The organism is Nocardia sp. PLKS1-43 (assembly GCF_059510335.1).
In genome coordinates, this window is sequence record NZ_JCAJZQ010000002.1 from 576,962 (window position 1) to 599,305 (window position 22,344).

General features: G+C 69.0%; 5 protein-coding genes. 4 read left to right on the top strand and 1 reads right to left on the bottom strand.

What is annotated here, in order from left to right:
- Positions 1–196: 196 nt before the first annotated feature.
- The gene (locus tag AC5WS7_RS10550) at positions 197–1,480 is read right to left on the bottom strand and encodes a cytochrome P450 (RefSeq protein WP_495954233.1); all 1,284 of its coding nucleotides are present in this window, start codon (positions 1,478–1,480) and stop codon (positions 197–199) included.
- An 87-nt stretch (positions 1,481–1,567) separates the two neighbouring features.
- Here AC5WS7_RS10550 and AC5WS7_RS10555 point away from each other — a divergent pair, with 87 nt between their 5' ends.
- The 4 genes from AC5WS7_RS10555 to AC5WS7_RS10570 all read left to right on the top strand — a co-directional run bounded on the left by AC5WS7_RS10555 (position 1,568) and on the right by AC5WS7_RS10570 (position 22,254).
- On the top strand, positions 1,568–3,220 hold the full coding sequence (locus AC5WS7_RS10555) for a GMC oxidoreductase (RefSeq protein WP_495954234.1): 1,653 nt from the start codon (positions 1,568–1,570) through the stop codon (positions 3,218–3,220).
- Positions 3,221–3,251: 31 nt separating this feature from the next.
- Entirely contained in the window at positions 3,252–4,118 is an 867-nt protein-coding gene (locus tag AC5WS7_RS10560) for an SDR family NAD(P)-dependent oxidoreductase (protein WP_495954235.1), read from the top strand.
- 266 nt (positions 4,119–4,384) lie between these two features.
- Positions 4,385–21,583, top strand: coding sequence for an amino acid adenylation domain-containing protein (locus tag AC5WS7_RS10565; RefSeq protein ID WP_495954236.1), 17,199 nt, complete (start codon positions 4,385–4,387; stop codon positions 21,581–21,583).
- Positions 21,580–22,254, top strand: a complete 675-nt coding sequence (locus tag AC5WS7_RS10570) for a DUF6875 domain-containing protein (RefSeq protein ID WP_495954237.1) — start codon at positions 21,580–21,582, stop codon at positions 22,252–22,254. The genes AC5WS7_RS10565 and AC5WS7_RS10570 overlap by 4 nt, the downstream gene beginning before the upstream one ends.
- Positions 22,255–22,344: the final 90 nt, after the last annotated feature.

Genomic DNA, 22,344 nt, shown 5'->3' on the forward strand with positions numbered 1-22,344 from the left:
ACACCGGCAATCAGCTCTGCAATTCACCGAGCGCACAAGGCATCACGACCGGTCGTGACGTGGAACTACGCGTCCTGGACCGAATTCGGAACCGGCTCAGCGCATTCGATGATATACCGTTTTCACCAAGCGTCCAGTTATGCCGTCGCCGGAATCGGGATGATCCCACCGGCGGAGGCAGACCGCGCGATACGTCTCAGCCCCCCGACAGTGCGACGGGCATGGAACGGTAGGCGTGCAGGTTCCGCAGCGGATGCGGGATCGGCGGGCCGTCCAGGCGCAGTGCCGGATAGCGCTCGAAGAGGGCTCGCAGCGCGATGACACCTTCCGTTCGGGCGAGCCTGGATCCCAGGCACCCATGTATTCCGCTGCTGAACGCGAGATGCTCGGGGGCGTTTTCCCTGGCCACGTCGAAGCGCTGGGGGTCGGCGAAGACCGCCGGATCGCTGTTGGCTCCCGCCAGCGACAACAGCACCAGCGACCCCGATGTGATGCGCTGCTCCGCGAGGTCGACGTCACAGTTCGCGACCCGGCCGGTCATTCGCACGGGACCGTCGTAGCGCAGGATCTCCTCGACCGCGTTCGGCCACAGTTCCGGTTGCGCGAACAATAGCTCCAGCTGGTCCGGATGGCTTGTCAGCAGGGCGATCCCGTTGCCGAGCATATTGACCGTCGTCAGGAATCCGGCGTCCAGCAGCAGGGTCGCGTTGGCCACCTGCTCACGCCGGGTGAGTTCGCCGTTCGCCACCAGCAGGCTGAGCAGGTGATCGTCCGGTTCGGCCGTGAGCGCGTCGAGGCGCAGGTCGAAGTACTCTTTGACCTCGGCCAGATCTTCGATGGCGTGCCGATAGGTGGCCCAGGACAGACCCCGTTCGAGCAGCGGCGCACCGGAATCCCCCCATTTCAACAGGGTCGCGTGCATATCGGCCGGCAGGCCGAGAATCTCGGCGATGATCGTGACGGGCAGCTGCGCGGAGAAGTCGGTGATCAGGTCGGGTCGAGGATTCGATCGCAGGCGTTCGACGAGGTCATCGGCGACTTCGGTGATTCGCTGCTCCAGCGCGGCGATCGCCTTCGGGCCGAACGCATGTCCCACCAGGCGGCGGTACCGGGTGTGATCGGGCGGATCGGTCACCAGCATCGAGGGCGGTTCGCCGAGGTTCGGAAGGCCCGGATCCGTTTTGCTCAGCAGCGCGCGGATCGGCTTGGGCAGGGCCGGATGAGTCGGCGTGACGACCCCGAAACGCCTGTCCCGCAGGATGAGCCGGCACAGTTCGTAGTCGGCGGTGACGCGGGCCCCCGACATCCGGGGAATTCGGCCGCGCCGCCGGATCTCCTCGACGTACGGCGAGGAGCCGAGCAGGCGATCCGGGCCGAAGGCGATTTGCCCGAGCGGATCGCCCCGCCGCGCCGACCATCGGAGATAGGTGCGCGGCAGCCCGTGCGTGAGCAGCCACCTGGTCCAAGCGCGAGTCAACATTGTCACCTCCTGCGGCCATCCCACCACTTATGATAGAGAGCCGCTATTTCTTGGGGTTGCTGATCGTCACACTCGGGATCGAGAGAGGTGATAGAGGCCACCATGGACAGGCGCGGCTTCCTCGAGAGTGCCGGTTCGGCTGCGATGACGCTGTGGCTCGCGAGCGCGAACCCGGCCAGGTCCCTCGCGGCGCCCGGCGCCGCCGGCCCCAGTCCGAGAACGCCGGTATATCGCGCGCTGGTGCCGGAGATCTTCGCGCCCGTGCCCGATCCGGCCGACCATGTCCAAGCGATCGTGATCGGATCGGGGTTCGGTGGGGCGGTCACCGCGCTGCGCTTGTCGCAGTCCGGCACGAATGTCGCGGTGCTCGAGCGCGGGTCGCGCTGGCCGAATGATCCGTGGCGCGACATCTTCGCCACCGACACGATCCCCGATGGCCGTGGCTTCTGGCACCGCACCGGCTTCACCGGGGCGAACCGGATCCCGCTGGCCATCGATCCGTTCGGCGGGGTGCTCGATGTCTGCAGCTACCCGGGCATCGATGTGTGGCGCGGAGCGTGTGTGGGCGGCGGCTCGGTGGTGTTCACCGGGGTGATGGTGGAGCCGGAGCAGCGGTTCTTCGAGCACGTTTTCCGGGGCGTCGTCGACTACCGCGAGATGCACGAGGTCTATTACCCGAGGGCCCGGAAGATCTTGCGGCCGAGCCCGATGCCGCTCGACATCTACAACTCCGTGGCCTTCGCGCACTCCCGCGCCTGGGACGAACAGGTCCGCGCGGCCGGCTACCGGCCGCAGCCCGTGGCCGGCGCGTGGCGGTGGGATGTCATCCGCGATGAGCTGGCCGGACGATCGAGGCCGTCCGCCACGGTCGGCTGTTCGAACCTCGGCAATTCCAACGGCGCGAAATTCGATGTGAACCAGAACTATCTGCGCGCAGCCGAGGGCACCGGCCACGCCCGGATCTACCCGGGCCACCGCGTGGACGCCATCGCCGGGGAACCCGGTGCACCGGGCCGCTACCGAGTCGCGGTGACCAAGCTCGCTCCCACCGGCGAGGTGCTACGCACCCGCACATTGACCTGCGACATGCTGTTCCTGGCCGCGGGCTCGATCGGCACCTCCGAGCTGCTGGTGCGCGCGCGGGCGACCGGCGCACTGCCGAACCTGAACGAGGACATCGGCGAAGGCTGGGGCAGCAACGGCGACGTCGCCTTGGCTCGGCCGCTCGACACGTTCGAGGCGGGTTTGCAGGGCGCACCGTCCGCGAGCCGGATTCTCGACGACGCGGGCGGCGCTCCGGTGGCGCTGGAAAGCTGGTTCATCCCCGGCACGACTCCCTTCGACACCACGATTCTCGGGACGCTGGGCATCGTGCTCGACGACACCCGCGGACGGTTCGTCTGCGACCCGGCCGACGGGCGCGTGGACCTGCGGTGGCCGCGCGACGGCTCGGCCGCCGCTCTCGCGCGAGCCCGGCAAGTCAACGAAAACTCCGGCTGTGACTGCCGGTCCTTTTCCCGGACGACCCTGGACGCGGATGCCTCGTTCACCTCTCATCCGCTGGGCGGCGCGGTGATCGGACGCGCGACGGACGAATACGGCCGGGTTCGTGGTTATCGCAACCTCTATGTGATGGACGGGGCAGCGGTGCCCGGCAGCACCGGAACAGTGAATCCGTCGTTGACGATCAGCGCGCTCGCGGAACGCAACATCGAACAGATCATTCGTTCCGGGGGCTAGCGGCAACGGCCGGGCGATACAGTCGACAGTTGTGGACGAGACGCCGGTCACACGTCGTGAGCGGTCGCTCACCCAGCGGGTGGCGATCCGGCTGTTCTACCCGACATTCCGGCCGAGCGACAAGGCGCTGCGCGCGGCCGTCGCCGGCAGGACGGTACTGGTAACCGGCGCCTCGCACGGTATCGGCAAGGCCACTGCCCGCAAACTCGCCGCAGCGGGGGCGGTGGTGATGCTGGTAGCGCGTTCCGGTCCCGAACTGGAACAACTGGCCACAGACATAACAGCCGGCGGCGGCACGGCCCGCGCGTACCCGGCCGATCTGACCGATATGGCCGCGGTCGATCGACTGGGCCGGACACTGCTGGCCGAATACGGGCATATCGATATGGTGATCAGCAATGCGGGAAAGTCGATTCGGCGGCCCATCGCCGAGTCCTACGACCGTTTCCACGATTTCACCCGCACTATCGACGTCAATTATCTCGGCCCGGTTCGGCTGCTGCTGACGCTGTTGCCGCATATGTGCGCACGCAAGCAGGGACATATCGTGAACGTCTCCACCTGGGGCGTGCTCATGCCGCCGAGTCCGCGCTGGTCGGCGTACGGCGCATCGAAGGCGGCCTTCGACGTCTGGTTGCGCAGCATCGCCGCCGAAATCGCCGGCGACGACGTCACCACCACTTCGGTCTACATGCCGTTGGTACACACCAGAATGAGCGCACCGACCGACTTCCGGCACATCGCCGCGTTGACCGTCGAGGAAGCCTCCGACCTCATCGCGTACGCGGTCACCGCGCGACCCCGTGCCGTCGCGCCCTGGTGGGCAGTCCGGGTCCAAGCCTGGTCCGCGGTGCACCGCGACCGCGTGCAGCGTTTCCTGGAACGACGCAATCGATAGATCGCCATCTGGCGTAGGACTTCCGGCACCGGGACAAGTGGACGCCGGTTCACCGAACAGGTATAAATTAATGGTCGAGGAAATCGAAAATATCGGCCCGGAAACCGGCGGTGCGAATGCCGGATGAAAAGGGCATATAGTCGTCTCGTCGGAAGACGAAAGTCACCAATAGATCGCGACCACCGGAAAAATATTCCGGCGTACGGCGATGTACACCGATGCAATCTTCTGCTTATACTGTGGGCGGTCGGGGTTAGAAGGAAACAATGACCGTTCCGCGACTCCCGCTCGACTCCACCCCGGGATCGAGCGAAATTACCGAGCCGGACCTGTCAGCCATACAGCCGATAGCGCTCTCTGCCGGGCAGCAGGGATTTTGGCTGGCGCAGAAATTCAGTCCGGATGTGCCCATATCAGAGGCGCAGTACATCGAGTTCCGAGGTGATCTCGAGATAGATCTGCTGCGCGAGGCAGCGATTCGAGCCGGCCAGGAGTTCCAATCGGGATATCTACGACTTGTCGAGACCGATGGTGCGCCCTACCAGCTGTACGACCCGTCACTGAAGTCGGCGGGACCGGTGATCGATGTGCGGGCCGCGCCGGACCCCGTCGCGGCGGCGTTGGAGTGGATGCGACGGGAGTACACCGCACCGCTGGTGATGACTCGCGACCGATTGGTCGCCACGGCGATCGTGCAAGTCGGGGATCGGCATTATCTGCTGTATTGCCGGAGCCACCACGTCGCACTGGACGGCTACGGCGCGATGATGATCGTGAATCGGATCGCGGCGCTGTACACGGCGGCGGTGCAGGGCCGCGAGCCCGAGCCCAGCCGGGCCGCGGATATCCGCACTCTCTACGAGGCCGACCGCAGTTACCGGGGGTCGAAGCGGTTCACCGATGATCAGCAATATTGGGTGAACAGACTCGCCGGCGTCCGTACGGAGTTCAGCCTGGCCGCCGCGAGCGTGCCCGCCGGCGCGGACAGCGTCGTCGCCGTCACCGAACTGCCGGCGACGACGATGGAGCGGATCGATCGTTCGGCACAGGCACTGGCAGCGAGCCCGGTCGCGGTCGTGGTCGCCGCATTCGGCTGCTACTCGGCCCGCCGGACGGGCCGTGACGAGGTTCTGGTCAACATCCCCGTGTCGGGTCGCACGACCGCCGTACTGCGGCGTTCCGGGGGCGTATTCGTCAATGTCGTACCGCTGCCGATCGTCCTGGACGTCGGGGACACGGTCGCCACGCTCGCGCGGCGGGTGCAGTCCGATCTGGTGGGTGTGCTGCGGCACCAGCGGTTCGGCCTCGCCGACATCCGTGCCGCCACCGGGACCCCGGTAACGCAGCGGCGGTTCGCGGGACCGGTGGTGAACGTCATGCTTTTCCCGCAGCGGATCCAATTCGGTTCGGTGACAGGGGAATTCCACATCCTCAGCTCCGGTCCGGTCGAGGATCTGCTGGTCGACATGTACCAGACCGGGGATCCGCCGCGAACGATCCTGCAATTGATGGCCAATCCCCGCCTCTACACCGACTCGGAGCTGTCGGGACACTGCGCGCGATTCGCCGAGTTCGTCGACGAATTCGCCGCTGCGGCTCCGGACACCGGGCTCGGGCACATCCATCCCAGCAGCGCCGCGCTCGGCGCCCGGATCCGCCGTCGCCGCGAGAACCAGATGTACTGGCGCTCGGCACTCGCGGACCTTCCCGAGGCCCTCGACCTTCCGTCGGGCCGGGCGCGGCCGGCGCTGACGTCGAATCGGGGCGCCACTGCCCGCTACCCGTTGCGTGCCGGACTGCCGCGGGCGTTGGAAGACCTGGCGCGAGAGCACGATTGCTCACTGTTCACGACGATTCACGCCGCATTGTCGATCCTGCTCGCTCGAATGAGCGGCACCACCGACATTCCGATCGGCACACCCGTCGCACGCCGCGGCACGGCGCGACTCGACGGCATGGACGGAGTATTCGTCGGCCCGCTCGTGCTGCGAAGCCGGATGGACCTCCGAGAATCCTGCGCCGACCTGCTCGACAGCATCCGGCGCCTCGACCTCGAAGCATTCGACCACGCCGATATCCCGGTCGAACAGGCAGTGGCCCGGCCACCCCGAGTCATGCTGACCTCGGGGACCCCGGACCCGCTCGAACCGGGGATGGTGCGCCTGGAATCCCCGGCTGCCGGGCACTCCTGCGAAATATCCTGCGCGGACCTGCGATTCGAACTGTCGGCAGAGCACGACACCGGTGCGGTGACAACCACGATCACCTATGCCGCCGACCTGTTCGAGGCCGCGACGATCGACTCTCTGGCCCGGCGATGGAACCGGATACTCGAATCGCTGGCCGCCGACCCGGCGATTGCGGTCGGCGCGATCGAGGTGCTCGAGCCCGCCGAGCGGGCCGATCTGGTGTCGCGCTCGGGCGATCCAGGCAGCACCGTGACGATGACATTGCCGGATCTGCTGGCCGAGGCGGTGCGGCGGAATCCGGACGCACCGGCGGTCGTGTTCGAGGGGCGGTCACTGAGTTACCGCGAGTTGGACGAGCGTTCGAACCGGTTGGCCCGGTTACTCCTCCGGCACGCTGTGGGCCCGGAAGACGTTGTCGCGGTGGGTATTCCGCGAAGCCTGGATTCGGTGACGGCCGTCTGGGCGGTGGCGAAGTCGGGAGCGGCTTTCGTGCCGATCGATCCGGGCTATCCGGGCGAGCGGAAAGCTCACATGGTGGCCGATTCCGGTGCGGTCGTGGGCGTGACGGTGGCATCCGCGCGTGCGCGACTGCCGGACGGAATCGATTGGCTGCCGGCCGACGAACTCGACGAGTCCCCGGATACCCGGCCGATCTCCGACCGGGACCGGACCACCGTGCTTCGCCCGGAGCATCCGGCGTATCTGATCTACACCTCGGGCTCCACCGGTGTGCCCAAGGGCGTGGCGGTGACACATGCGGGGCTGGCCGCACTCCGCGACGAACAGCGGGAACGCTATGGGACAACAGCACTTTCGCGGACTCTGCACGTCGCATCGCCGAGCTTCGACGCCTCGGTCTGGGAGTTGCTCCTGGCAGCGGGCGCCGGGGCGACGATGGTGATCGCCTCCCCCGGCAGCTACGCCGGCGCCGAACTGGCCGAGCTGCTGCGCCGCGAACGGGTGACGCATGCGGTGGTCACACCGGCCGCATTGCTGTCGATGGATCCGGCCGGTCTGGACGCGCTGCGCGTCGTCGTCACGGCCGGTGACGCGTGCCCGCCGGAGCTGGTGCGGCGCTGGGCCGCCGACGGTCGTTCGCTGATCAACGCCTACGGCCCCACCGAGACCACGATCATGACGAACCACAGCCTCCCGCTCGCGGAGGATGATCCGGTGACGATCGGTGGTCCGATTCGCGGTGTGGCGGAATGGATTCTGGATCAGCGGTTGGAGCCGGTGCCGGCCGGTGTCGCGGGTGAGCTGTACGTGGCGGGGCGATCGCTCGCCCGCGGGTATCGCGGCCGGCCGGGACTGACGGCGGAGCGCTTCGTCGCGTGTCCGTGGGCGCCGGGTGAGCGGATGTACCGGACCGGAGACGTGGTTCGATGGACTGCCGCCGGCACGGTCGAGCATCTGGGCCGATCGGACTTCCAGGTGAAGATTCGAGGTCTGCGGATCGAGCTGGGCGAGATCGATGCGGCTCTGACGGCTCACGCGGCCGTGCAACGCGCGGTGACCATCGGTTTTCGCGGGGATTCGGGGGCACCGTCGCTGGTTTCGTATGTTGTTGCCGCACCGGATCATTCGATCGATACCGCGATGTTGGGCAAGTATCTGGGCGATCGGTTGCCGGCGTACATGGTTCCGGCGTCGATCATGGCGTTGGATCGCATTCCGTTGACACCGGCGGGCAAGGTGGATCGCCGGGCGTTGCCGCAGCCGGTGTTCGATGGCGACCTACCGTACCGGGCGCCGGAGACCGCGACCGAGCAGATCGTTGCCGGGTGTTTCGCGCACACTCTGGGTGTCGACACGGTGGGCGTCGACGATTCGTTCTTCGCCCTCGGCGGAGACAGCCTGACCGCGACCCGCATCGCCGCGCGAATCGGGGCCGCGCTGGATACCGATGTCCCGGTCCGATTGCTGTTCGAGGCGTCCACGGTCGCTGCCCTCGCGGCTCGCATCGACAGCCGCTCCGGTACCGGGCGACGACGCCCGCCGCTGATCGCCCGGCCGCGTCCCGATCTCATTCCGCTGGCCCCGGCCCAGCAGCGGATGTGGTTCTTCAACCAGTACGACCCCGGCTCGGGCGCGTACAACGTGCCGATCGTCATCCGGCTGCGCGGAGAGTTGCACGTCGAGGCGCTGCGAGCGGCCATGATCGACGTGCTGGACCGGCACGAATCCCTGCGAACCCGGTACCCGGATCACGACGGAACGCTCATCCAACTGATCGAACCCGTCGAGGCGGTGGACCGCGAACTGCCTCTGGAGTCGGTCCCGCCGGACCGGTTGGTCGCGGCGCTGACCGAATTCGTCACCGAAGGCTTCGACGTGAGCGTCCGGCCGCCGGTGCGCGCCCGGCTGTTCCGCACGGCCGGCGCGCAGGAGCATGTGCTGGCCGTGGTGGTACATCACATCGCCGCGGACGGCTTCTCGATGACGCCGCTGGCCCGGGACGTCGCGGCGGCCTATTCCGCCCGTCTGCGCGGCGCGGCCCCGTCGTGGACTCCGCTGCCGGTTCAATACGCGGACTACGCGCTGTGGCAGCGAGCTGTGCTGGGCGCGCCGGACGAACCGGAATCACTGTGCGCCCAGCAGATTCGCTTCTGGACGCGAACGCTGAGCGGAGTTGCCGAAGAGCTTCGCCTGCCGTTCGACAGGCCGCGCCCGGCCGTGATGTCCAACCGGGGCGCCACCGCGAGCTACACCGTGCGTTCGGACACCGTACGCGCTTTGGAAGCCATTGCCCGGCAACATAATTCGTCGTTGTTCATGGCGATCCACGCGGGATTGGCGGTCCTGCTCGCCCGCATGAGCGGCAGCACCGACATCCCGATCGGCACCCCCGTCGCGGGACGCGGGGTCGCCGCGCTGGACGACATGGTCGGAATGTTCGTCAACACACTGGCGTTGCGCACCGAGGTCGATCCGCACGAATCCTTCGCCGACCTGCTCGACCGGATCCGGCACATCGACCTCGAGGCTTTCGACCACGCCGATGTCCCGTTCGAGCAGGTGGTGGACCGGCTCGTGACGCATCGGTCCCAGGCTCGCCATCCGCTGTTCCAGGTGATGCTGGCGTTCCACAACCTGGAGCCGGTGACGCTCGGACTGCCCGGCCTGGACCTGTCGGTGGTCGACCTACCCGTGCAGGCGTCGCGCTTCGACCTGCAATTCGTGCTCGCACAGGACCACGACAGCGGCGATATGACCGTCGCTGTCACCTTCGCCACCGATCTATTCGACGCCGGGACGATCGACTCTCTCGCGCGCCGCTGGATCCGGATCCTCGAATCGGTCGCCGCCGACCCGGCGATCGCGGTCGGGGCGATCGAGGTGCTCGAACCCGCCGAGCGAGCCGATCTGCTGACCCGGCACGGCCCGTCTCCGGCGGACCCGGTCACCCTGCCCGAATTCCTCTCCGCAGCAGTCGAATCCGCCCCCGATGCGCCGGCGGTCGTGTTCGAGGGACGGCGATGGAGTTACCGCGAGTTGGACCAGCGGTCGAACCGATGGGCCCGGCAGCTGATCGAGCGGGGCATCGGTCCGGAGGATGTCGTTGTGATCGGCATGCCGCGTTCGGCGGATACGGTGCCGGCGGTGTGGGCGGTGGCCAAGGCGGGCGCCGCGTTCGTGCCGATCGATCCGAACAATCCGGTCGAACGCGTCGGCTACCTGCTCGCCGATTCGAGGGCGGCCGTCGGGCTGACGGTGGCATCCGCGCGTGCCCGGCTCCCCGAGGGCGAAATCGACTGGTTGACACCGGACATCCTGGACCAGGGCGATGCCGGGCCGGTCGCCGACGGCGATCGGACGCGTCCATTGCGCGTCGACGACGTCGCCTACGTCATCTACACCTCCGGATCGACCGGAGTGCCCAAGGGCGTCGCGGTGACCCATCGAGGACTGCAGAACTGCGCGATCGAACACATCGCCACGCTGGGCATCGACACGGGAAGCGAACCCCGCACCCGCACACTGCAACTGGCTTCGCCGAGCTTCGACGTCTTCGTCCTGGAGCTACTGTTGGCGCTGCGCTCCGGCGCGACGATGATCGTCGCGGCCGGTGACAGCGTGGTGGGCGACGACCTCGCCGAACTCCTGGACCGCGAACACGTCGGCCTGGCATGTCTGACCCCCTCGACCCTGTCCACGATCGACCGGACCCGTTGGCCGCTACCGGATCTGGGCCGTCTGATCGTCGGGGGCGAGCACACCGGCACCGAGCTGGTCGAGCAGTGGGGCGGCAACCGGAAGCTGTTGAACTCCTACGGGCCGACCGAGGCCACCGTCACCGCGACGCTGACCTCTGCCATGGTCTCGGGGCAACCGGTCACGATCGGGCACCCGATCCGCGGCGTCTCGGCGTGGATACTCGACGGGCGATTGGAGCCGGTGCCGGTCGGCGTGGCCGGTGAATTGTACGTTGCGGGTGGATTATTGGCTCGTGGGTACCACCACCGGCCGGGTTCGACCGCGGAACGTTTCCTCGCGTGTCGATGGTTGCCGGGTGAGCGGATGTACCGGACCGGTGATGTGGTCCGCTGGTCGCCCAGTGGTGCGATCGAGTATCTGGGCCGGTCCGATTTCCAGGTCAAGATCCGGGGGCTTCGGGTCGAGCCGGGTGAGATCGATTCGGTGCTCGCCGGTCACGAGACGGTCCGTCATGCCGTAACGATCGGTTGTCACGCCGAATCGGGGGCTCAGGCGCTGGTGTCGTATGTCGTTGCCGCGCCGGGGCATTCGGTCGATACCCGAGCGTTGACCGACCATCTGGCCGGTCGCGTGCCCTCGTACATGGTCCCGGCGGCGATCGTGGTGCTGGAGCGGATTCCGTTGACGTCCTCGGGCAAGCTCGATCGCGGGGCACTGCCCGATCCGGTATTCGCCGACGACACACCGTACCGGCCACCTCGAACTCCGATCGAACACCTCATCGCCGACGAGTTCGCCGCTGTGCTGGGCATCGACACCGTCGGCATCGACGACTCCTTCTTCGCTCTCGGCGGCGACAGCATCATGTCGATCCAGCTGGTGACGCGGGCCAAGGCGGCGGGTGTGGTGTTCTCGCCGCGAGATGTGTTCGAGCGCAAGACGGTTGCCGGACTGGCCCAGGCCGCGATCCGGGACAGCGCCGCGGCGTTGTCCCTGCCGGCGGAACTGCCCGGCGCGGGGGTGGGCCCGTTGGCGCTGACACCGATCATGCGCTGGTTGCTCGAGCGGGCGGGGCCCGGATTCGCCCGCCTCTCGCAGACGATGTCACTGGATCTGCCGCCCGGGATCGACCGGCGCCGGCTCGCCGAGGCCGTACAGGCGGTACTCGACCGGCACGACATGTTGCGCGCGCGACTCGGCCGGAGCGCAGACGGGTACTGGACATGGGATGTGCTGCCGGTCGGCACGATTCGATCCTACGACGTTCTGGTACGAGTGCCGGTGGCAGGGCGGCCGAGCCGCGGCGAGTTGCACGCACTGGCGGCGGCCGAGGTGGATGCCGCCGCGGATCGGCTCGATCCTGCCGCCGGGATCGTGGCGCAGCTGGTCTGGTTCGATCCGGCGGACACCGCGCAGCAGGGCGCGATGCTGGTCGTGGTCCACCGGACGGCGATCGATCGGAACTCCTGGCGGGTACTGGCGGCGGACCTCGCGGCCGCGTGGGCGCGGATCGAATCCGGCCGGCCACCCGATCTGGCCCCGACCGGGACGTCGATGCGGCGGTGGGCGTACGGGCTGGTCGAGGCGGCCCACAGTGCGGAACGGGCCGCGGAACTCCCGCTGTGGCAGGCGATGGCGGCCGGGGACGATCCGTTGATCGGGTCGCGGCCGCTCGACCCCGCGATCGATACGGTCGCGACGGCCCGGACGATCCGGCTCGATGTCGACTCCGAGGTGACCGAGGCGCTGCTGACCCAGGTGCCCGCGGCTTTCCACAGCGGTGTCGAGGACGGGCTGCTGGCCGCCCTGGCGGTGACGATGATCGGGTGGCGGCGCGAGCGCGACACGGCAACCACCACCGGACCGCCGGCGGAGATCGTGATCCGGCTCGGCGGGCACGGCCGTGCGGCGGATGTGGTCCCGGGCTCGGACCTGACCCGGACGGTCGGCTGGTTCGACACGAATTTCCCACTGCGCCTTGCACTTTCGGACATCGACCTGGACGACGCGGGCGGGCCGGCGATGGGCGCCGCGCTGAAGTCGGTCAAGGAACAGCTGCGAGCCGTGCCGGACCACGGAATCGGCTACGGCTTGTTGCGGTATCTCAACGAGGGCACCGCACCGATTCTCGCGAGCGCGCCGCCGCAGATCGCGTTCGGCTATGCCGGGCGCGCCGAGGGTACCGCCGAGCAGATGCCGGCGGCGGCGTGGACCCCGGTGCCGATCGGCGAGGGCGGGGGTGCGGACGGGCTCGGCGCTACCACGGATCCGGATATGCCGGTGCCGGCGGTGCTCGGCGTCCACGCCGTCGTCCTCGACGAACCGACCGGATCGCGACTGCGAACGACCTGGACATATCCCGCCGGCGTGCTCACCGCCCACCAGGTGCGCGAGATGGCGCATTCATGGCGCCGGATGCTGACCGCCTTGGCGGAACACGTCCGCCGCACCGGGAGCGGGGGCCACACGCCATCGGATCTGGACCTGATCGAACTCGGCCAGACCGAAATCGAAAAGCTCGAGGACCGGTATCCGGCGCTGAGCGATGTCTGGCCGCTGGCCCCCTTGCAACAGGGCCTGCTGTTCCACGCGCTGGTGTCCGAGCAGTCGGTGGACACCTACCTCACACAGCTGGTCCTGGAACTGCGCGGCCGGGTCGACGCACGGCGGCTGCACCGAGCCGCACGCCTGCTGCTCGCCCGGCACGCGAACCTGCGCACCGCCTTCGTCACCGATGCCGGCGCCGGACCGGTGCAGGTGGTCGACGACGAGGCGGAGGCTCCCTGGTCGGAGCTGGATCTGTCCGGGCTGGAGGAGAGCGCGCTCGAACGCGAGTGGGAGCTGCTGCTGGCCGCGGACCGCACCGCCCGGTTCGATCCGGCGCGTGCCCCGCTGCTGCGCTGGATGCTGGTCACGATCGGACCGGAGCGGTACCGGCTGGTGCTGACCGATCATCACCTGGTGCTCGACGGCTGGTCGACACCGCTGCTGCTGAAGGAGCTGCTGGTTCTGTACGCCGCCGATGGCGACGTGGCGTCCCTGCCACCCGTGCGCCCCTACCGGGACTTCCTGGCCTGGGTCGGCCGGCAGGACACGGGGGCGGCACTCGATGCCTGGGCCCGTGCGTTCGGCGGCGCCGACGAGCCTACCCTCGTGGCCGCGGCCGATTCCGGTCGCCGCGACACCGAATCACGGGATGTCGCAGGCGAACTCACCGAGGAGCAGACCGCGGCGCTGAGCGCCCGCGCACGGTCCCGCGGCGTCACGCTCAACACCGTGATCCAGGTGGCGTGGGCGATCGTGTTGGGCGCGTTGACATCCCGGAAGGATGTGACTTTCGGCGCCGTCGTGTCCGGACGGCCCCCGCAGATCGCGGATGTCGAATCGATGATCGGTCTGTTCATCAACACGGTTCCGGTGCGTGTTCGTCTCGACACCACCGAGACCCTCGGACAGTTGCTCGACCGGGTCCAGGCGGAGCAGGCCGCGCTGCTCGATCACCAGTTCGTCGGCCTGGCCGAGATCGAGCGGGTGGCCGGGCCCGGGGCGGTGTTCGACACGATCACGGTGTTCGAGTCCTTCCCGATCGATCGCCACGGGGTGAGCGAGGACACCGACATCGCGGGCATGCGACTGGTCGACGTGGTGGGCGTCGACGCGGCGCACTACCCGCTGGGCGTGGTCGGGCGCCTCGACACCCGGCTGCACCTCGAGATCAAATACCTGCCCCGGTTCTTCGATCACGACACGACAGCCGCGATCCTGCGGCGGCTCCTGGGCATTCTCGACGCCGTCGCGGCGGACCCGGACCTGCCGCCGGCCCGGCTCGACCTGCTCACGCCGGAGGAATATCGCGAGTTCGCGCCGAGGTCGGGCCCTCCCCCGGTCCCCGAGCAGGTTCTGCCGGAGTTGTTCGCGGCCACGGTATCCCGGGATCCGGACGCGATCGCGGTGGTGTTCGGGAACCGGCAGTGGACGTACGGCGAGCTCGACGCGGAGTCGAACCGATTGGCGCGATTGCTTATTCGTCGCGGCGCCGGGCCGGAGACCAGCGTCGCGATCGCGTTGCCGCGCTCGTACGAGTCGGTGCTGGCGGTGTGGGCGGTGACGAAGTCGGGGGCGGCATTCGTCCCGGTGGATCCGCGCAACCCGGAGGACCGGGTCCGGCACATGCTCACCGACTCGGGCGCGGCGACCGGAATCACGTTGTCGGAGTGGCGGAATCGGCTGCCCGGCTCGGTGCGCTGGCTGGTCCTGGACGATCCGGCGGTCGAGGCGGAGGGGTCGGACTGCCCGGCGATCGCGGTGACCGATGCCGAGCGAGATCGGCCGGTCCGGATCGATGACGCCGTCTACGTGATCTACACCTCGGGGTCGACAGGCGCGCCGAAGGGCGTGGTCGTCCCGCACCGAGGGCTGGCGAATCTGGTGGCCGAGCAACGCTCCCGGTTCGGGATCGGGGTGGACGCGCGAGTTCTGCACGCCGCGTCGCCGAGCTTCGATGTCGCTGTCCTGGAACTGCTCTGGGCGTTCACCTCGGGCGGAGCACTGGTGATCGCGCCGTCGGCGGTCCTCGGCGGAACCGAACTGGCACAGGTCATTTCGCAGCACTCGGTGACCCACGCGGCGCTGACTCCCACGGCCCTGGACACGGTCGCCCCGGCCGGGCTCGGGAACCTGGGGACGGTCGTGATCGGCGGCGAGACGCCGCCGCCGCACCTGGTGGCGCAGTGGGCTCCGGGCCGGAAGCTGTTCAACACCTACGGCCCGGCGGAGGCAACGATCCAGACCGATGCCGGTACGCCGCTGGCGCCGGGTGAGGCCGCGACGATCGGCGGGCCGATTCGTGGCGTCCAGGAGGTCGTGCTCGACGCGTGGTTGCGCCCGGTGCCGCTGGGAGTCGTCGGGGAGCTGTACCTGACCGGTCCGGGCCTGGCGCGCGGCTATCGCAACCGGACGAGCCTGACCGCGTCGCGGTTCGTCGCCGACCCGTTCGCGGACCGCGGGCAGCGCATGTTCCGCACCGGGGACCTGGTGCGATGGCTGCGGTCGCCACAGGGCGGTCCGACCCTCGACTATGTGGGCCGGACGGACTTCCAGGTCAAACTGCACGGCTTCCGCATCGAGCTCGGCGAGGTCGAGGCGGCCTTGCTGGCGTGTGCGGGGGTGGCACGCGCGGTGGCGGTCGTGCGCCGGAGTCCGGCCACCGGCGATCGGCTGGTCGGCTATGTGGCGCCCGAGCCCGGCGCCGACCTCGATCCGGCCGCGGTACTCGCGTTCGCCGGGCAGCGGTTGGCTCCGCACATGGTGCCGGCGATCGTCCTGGTGCTCGACGCGCTGCCGGTGACCGAGACGGGCAAACTCGATCGCGCCGCGCTGCCCGAGCCCGACTTCGGCACGGGCCGAAGCGAATTCCGCGCACCGGTCACCGAGACCGAGACGACGTTGGCCGAGCTGTTCGCCGGTGTTCTGGGGGTCGACACGATCGGACTCGACGATTCGTTCTTCGCCCTGGGCGGGGACAGCATCATGTCGATCCAGTTGGTCACCCGGGCCCGGGCGGCGGGGCTGGTGTTCTCGGTGCGAGACGTGTTCGAGGGCAAGACGATTGCCGGTCTGGCCCGGCTCGCGGTCCCCGAAAGCGCCGCGGTGGCGGCACTTCCCGAAGAACTGCCCGGCGGCGGCGTGGGGTCGATGCCGTTGACACCGATCATGTGCTGGATGCTCGAGCGCGGCGGTTTCGACCGCTTCTGCCAGTGGGTGCTGCTCACGCTGCCGGCCGGCATCGACCGGATCGCGATCGCGGCGACCGTGCAAGCGGTGATCGACCGCCACGACATGCTGCGGGCGCGGCTGCGGCCCGAGCCCGCGCATCCGTCCGGCTGGGCCCTGCAGGTGCAACCGGCCGGTGTTTCCGCCGCGGGACTCGTCCGGCGGGTGCCGGTGGACGAGTCGCCGGACAGCAGCGCGTTCGCCGCGATCGCCGACCGCGAGGCACGGTCGGCCGCCGAGCGCCTCGATCCCGCGGCGGGAGTCGTGGTGCAACTGGTCTGGCTGGACTGCGCCGAGCGGCCCGGGCGACTGCTGGTGGTCGCGCATCACCTGGTGGTCGACGGAGTCTCGTGGCGAATCCTGGTTCCCGATCTCGCCATCGCCGGAGCCCAGGTCGGTGCGGGGCAGCAACCGCGGCTCGCGGCCGTGGGGACGTCGATGCGCCGCTGGGCGCACGCCCTGGACACGGCGGCGGCGGACCCCGGCGAACTCGACCGGTGGCGTGCCACGCTCGCCGCCACCGACCCGCCGATCGGGACGCGCCCGCTCGACCCGGCAGTGGACCGGCAGTCCACCGTCGCCACCGTGCGGGTGACACTGCCCACCGATACGACCCGTGCCGTACTCACCACGCTGCCGCAGGTGTTCCGCGGCAATGTGGAGGATGCCCTGATCGCCGCACTCGCACTGGCCCTGACCCGATGGCGCCACCGGCACGGCCAGGACATCGCCGGGGCGCTGCTGACCCTCGAAAGTCACGGCCGCCACGACACGGTCCTGCCCGGCGCCGATCTCACCCGGACCGTGGGCTGGTTCACCACGACGTACCCGGTGCGGCTCGACCTGTCCGGTATCGATGTCGAGGACGCGTTCGCGGGCGGCGCTGCCGCGGGGGCGGTCGTCAAATCGGTCAAGGAACAACTCCGCGCGGTCCCGCGCCACGGCATCGGCTACGGACTGCTGCGCCATCTCAACCCGGAGACCGCCCGCATCCTGAGCGCGCTGCCCGTCCCCCAGCTGAGTTTCAACTATCTCGGCCGGTTCGACACCATTGCGGGCGCGCTGCGCGAGAGCGGGTGGATGCCCGCCGGTGGCGAGGCCGACGGCGGCACCGTCCAGCACCCCGACGCCCCGGTAGCGGCTCTGCTCGGCGTCAACGCCGTCACCGTGGACACACCCGACGGCCCCGCCCTGACCGCGGCCTGGGACTACCCGTCCGGCCCGATCAACTCCGCGGAAGTCACCGGCCTCGCGGAACTGTGGCGCGACGCGGTGACGGCCCTGGCCGGGCACGCGGCGCGGCCCGGAGCCGGCGGGCTGACGCCGTCGGATGTGGACCTGGTCGACCTCGACCAGACCGCGATCGACCGGCTCGAGGCCGAATACCCTGCGCTGCAGGACATCTGGCCACTCACGCCGCTGCAAGCGGGGCTGCTGTTCCACACCGAACTCGCCGACGGAAGCCGTGCCGACTACATCGTGCAACTCTGCGTCGAACTCGGCGGGCGGGTGGACTCGGACCGTTTCGGCCGCGCCGCGCGGACGCTCGTCGGCCGGCACCCGAATTTGCGGGCCGCGTTCGTGCGCGACGTCGACGGCGAGCCGTTCCAGGTGGTGCACTCGCATGTCGACACGCCGTTCACGGCGATCGACCTGACCGAGAGCGAGGACGCCGCCGCCGCACTCGACGAGCTGATGGCGGCCGACCGGCAGGTCGACACGACCGTGCCGCCCCTGCTGCGGCTGACACTGGTCAGCACGTCCGCGGAACGGCACAGACTGCTGCTGAGCATGCACCACATTCTCATCGACGGCTGGTCCACCCCGCTGCTGCTCCGGGAACTGCTGATCCTCTACGCCACCGACAGCGACCTCGGCGCACTGGGCCCCGTGCGTCCCTACCGCGACTATCTGGCGTGGCTGAAAACCCAGGATCAGCAGGCGGCGCAAACCGCGTGGGCGCGGGCCCTGGAGGGCATCACCGAGCCGACGCTGCTGGCCCGCACGAATCATGGCGGCCGCCGCACCGACGCCCGGGATGTCCGTGCGCAGCTGAGCGAACGCCGCACCGCGGCGCTGACCGCCCTCGCCCGCCGGCAGGAGACCACACTCAACACCGTCATCGAAGCTGCCTGGGCGATCGTGCTCGCCGACGCGACCGGACGCGACGACGTCGTATTCGGCACCACCGTGTCGGGCCGTCCGCCACAGATTCCCGGCGTCGAATCGATGATCGGACTGTTCGTCAACACCGTGCCCGTCCGGGTCCGTCTCGACTACGGCGAAAGCCTGGCTGAGCTGCTCCGGCGCATCCGCACCGAGCAGACCGCGCTGCTCGATCACAACCACCTCGGACTCGCCCGGATCCAGCAGGCGGCCGGATCCGGCGCGGTCTTCGACACCGTGGCCGTCGTCGAGTCGTACCCGGCCGACACGAGCGGGTTGTCGCAGGACACCGATATCGCCGGGATGCACGTGCTGGAGATAAACGGCCGAGAGGCCGCGCACTACCCGCTGGGTCTGATCGTGCACCTCGGCGACCGGCTGGAGCTGACCTTCAAGTATCTGCCGGAACTGTTCCCGCACAACGAGATCGAAGCTCTCGCGCGCCGGGTGCTGCGCGTACTCGACGCCATCGCCGAGGATATCGATACCCCGCTGCAGCGAGTGCGGTTGCTCTCGGCCGATGAGCTGGCCGCACTGGTTCCCGTTCGCGGTGATCCCGACGCGGCGACGGTGATGCTGCCGCAGGTGCTGGCGGCCTCGGCGAGATCGGACGCGGACGCGGTGGTCTGCGACGGCGAAACGCTGTCCTACCGCGAACTCGACGAGACCTCGAACCGGTGGGCCCGGGTACTGATCGAGGCCGGAGCAGGACCGGAATCGCTTGTGGCCGTGGCGTTACCGCGCTGCATCGACGCCGTGATCGCCGTCTGGGCGGTGGCCAAGACCGGGGCCGCGTTCGTCCGGATCGACCCCGCCCAGCCTCGAGACCGGATCACCAGCATTCTCGCCGACGCCGGCGCGATCGCCGGGCTGACGGCCCGCGCCCATCGAAACCAGCTGCCGGACAACACCTTCTGGCTCGTCCTCGACAGTCCCGGATTCACCACGGAGGCGGCATCGGCATCGGCCGCCGCGATCGACGATCGCGAGCGCACCGCCGCGCTGCGGCCGGAGCATCCCGCCTACCTGACCTACACCTCGGGCTCCACCGGCGTCCCCAAGGGGGTCGTCGTGACCCACGCCGGGATCGCGAATCTGGCCGCCGAAGCGCGGGAACGGTTCGGCCTCACCGCGGCGTCTCGAATGCTGTCCGCGGCCGCACCGAGCTTCGACGTGTCGGTCCTGGAATGGCTCACCGCCACCGCTGCCGGAGCCACGCTGGTGCTCGCTCCGGCGCATGTCGTCGCCGGCGGCGAACTGGCCGAACGGATCGACGCCGCCGGCGTCACCCATGCCGCCTTCACTCCGGCCGTGCTGGCCTCGCTGCCTCCCGGCGGACTCGACAGCCTGCACACGGTGATCCTCGGAGGCGAGACTTGTCCGCCGGAGCTGGCGAACCGATGGGCACCCGGCCGCACACTGATCAACAGCTACGGGGCCACCGAGACCACCGTTCTGAGCTGCCGCGACACCCCCCTGACCAGCCCCGCCGACGGTCCGCTGCCGATCGGCGGCCCGGCTCGCGGCTTCCGCGCGGTGGTGCTCGACCGCCGGCTGCGCCCGGTCCCGCCCGGAGTGACCGGCGAACTGTATCTGTCCGGACCGGGCATCGCCCGCGGCTACCACCGGCGACCCGCGTTCACCGCGGCCCGGTTCGTCTCCGACCCGTACGGACCGGCCGGGACCCGCATGTACCGCACCGGCGATCTGGTCGCCTGGACCACCGATCGGCGTTTGCGTTTCGTGGGACGCAGCGACCTGCAGCTCGAGGTCAACGGCCAGCGCGTCGAGCCCGGCGATATCGAAACCACGCTGTGCACTCATCCGGACGTCGCCCGGGCCGCCGTCGCGGTCCACCGTCGGCCCGACGGCACCGACCAGCTCACCGGCTACGTGGTACCCGCTCGGGACACCACCCCCGACGCCGCGTCGCTGATCGCGCACCTGGCGACCCGGTTGCCCGCCTACATGGTTCCCACGACCATCGTCACGCTGGACCGGCTGCCGCTCACCAGCACCGGCAAACTCGATCACAACGCCCTGCCCGCACCCGATCCGCGGCGGCAGTCTCGGTTCCGGCCTCCGTCCACTCCGCTCGAGGCCGCCATCTGCGACGCCTTCACCCGGATACTGGAGATCGAACGGACCGGAGCGGACGACGGCTTCTTCGATCTGGGCGGCAACTCGCTGGCCGCCACCCGCCTGGTGGCGCGCCTGGCCGAGTCGACCGGCGTCACCGTGCCGCTGCAGTGGCTCTTCACCGATCCCACACCGCGTGCACTGGCCCGCCGTGTCGAGAGCCGCCGCGACGGCCCCGGCGAGCGGGACTTCGCCGAGCAGGATCTTGCCGAGGCGCTGGCGGTCGTGCTGCCGCTGCGGACCGGTGGCGCCGACGCGCCTCTGTTCTGTATCCATCCGGCGATCGGATTGGCCTGGGGTTTCAGCGGACTCGTGCGGTATCTCGATCCGGATCGTCCCGTCTGCGGGCTACAGTCTCCCGCGCTGACCGACCCTGCCGTCCGGTTCGACACACTCGATCAACTGGCGACGCGCTACGTGCGGGAGATCCGGTCGGTCCAACCGCACGGCCCCTACCACTTGCTCGGCTACTCGCTCGGCGGCACCATCGCGCACGCGATCGCCGTGCGGCTCCGTTACGAGGGCGAATCCGTGGCCACCCTGGCGATGATGGATACCCGTGTCGTCACCGCCGACAGTTTCCGCACGCCCACCCCCTCGGTGGCGACGATGCTCGCGGAGTTCGGCGGCTTCGCCGTCGCGGACGGCCCGGCCGAGCCGACGATCGAGGCCGCCGTCGAATTGCTGCACCGGCAAGGCGGTCTGTTCACCGGCGTGACCGCCGAGCATCTGATCAGGTTGCAACACGACTACTCCCGGCTGGTCGAGCTCACCTGGAACCATCGACCAGCTCTGTTCGACGGCGATCTGATCTACTTCAACGCCGCGGACCGCCGCGCCGAGGACGTCACCGCTCCGGCTCGCGCGTGGAGCGAATTCGTCACCGGACGCATTGCCGAACACCGGATTCCGGTCCAGCACGAACGGATGACCGAGCCGGATTCGCTGCGCGCCATAGGTTTCGTGCTCACTGAGCACTTCCGGTCGACCCGCACCACTTCCACAGACTCACTCAGCCCAGCAAGGACGAGCCGATCATGATCACCGACCGAATCGTCGGAACACGTTCCGGCGTCGAACCTGCCAACCTGTTCGCCGAGGAGACAACGGGTACGGATCTGCCTGCTCGCGCTGCCGAACTGCGCCGGTGGACGCTCGAATACCTCTGCCGGCCCCACCCCGACCTCGGCCGGCCGGGCCCGGTCTGCCCGTACACCAGCCACGCTGTCGCACAGCGATTCCTGTGGGCAGCATTCATCCCGGGGAGGGATATCGACCGCGACCTCATCACCGCGATCATCGACGACCTGTACGACCTGTTCCCCGGCCTGCCACCGCGGAACGAGCCCGATTCCAGACTCAAAGCCGTCCTCGCGGTGTTCCCGGACCTCACCGAATACACCGATATCGAATTCGTGCAACGCGACCAGAAATCCCGGTTCGTCGCACAAGGTCTGATGCTCGGACAGTTCTATCCGGGCTGCACCGTCGCGGGGCTGCACAACCCGGACTTCCCAGCTCTCGACTCACCCCTGCCGTTGCTCGCGATCCGCCATATGGTCCCGACCGATTTCCCGTTCCTCAACGCCCGCCGAGAATGGATGGACTGCTATTTGAAACTCTTCGCCCCGGCCATTCCCCACTTCATCGCCACAACTATGTCCGAGAGACTCGTCCGGGCATCCGACGCTCCCGCACGAACTCGGTCCTGACGGTCCTCCCCCGACTGGCGGCTGGTCGGGGCCGGTCGGAGACCTGTGCCGAGCCGGCGAATCGACCTCGCCCGGCACCGTGTCGGCGAA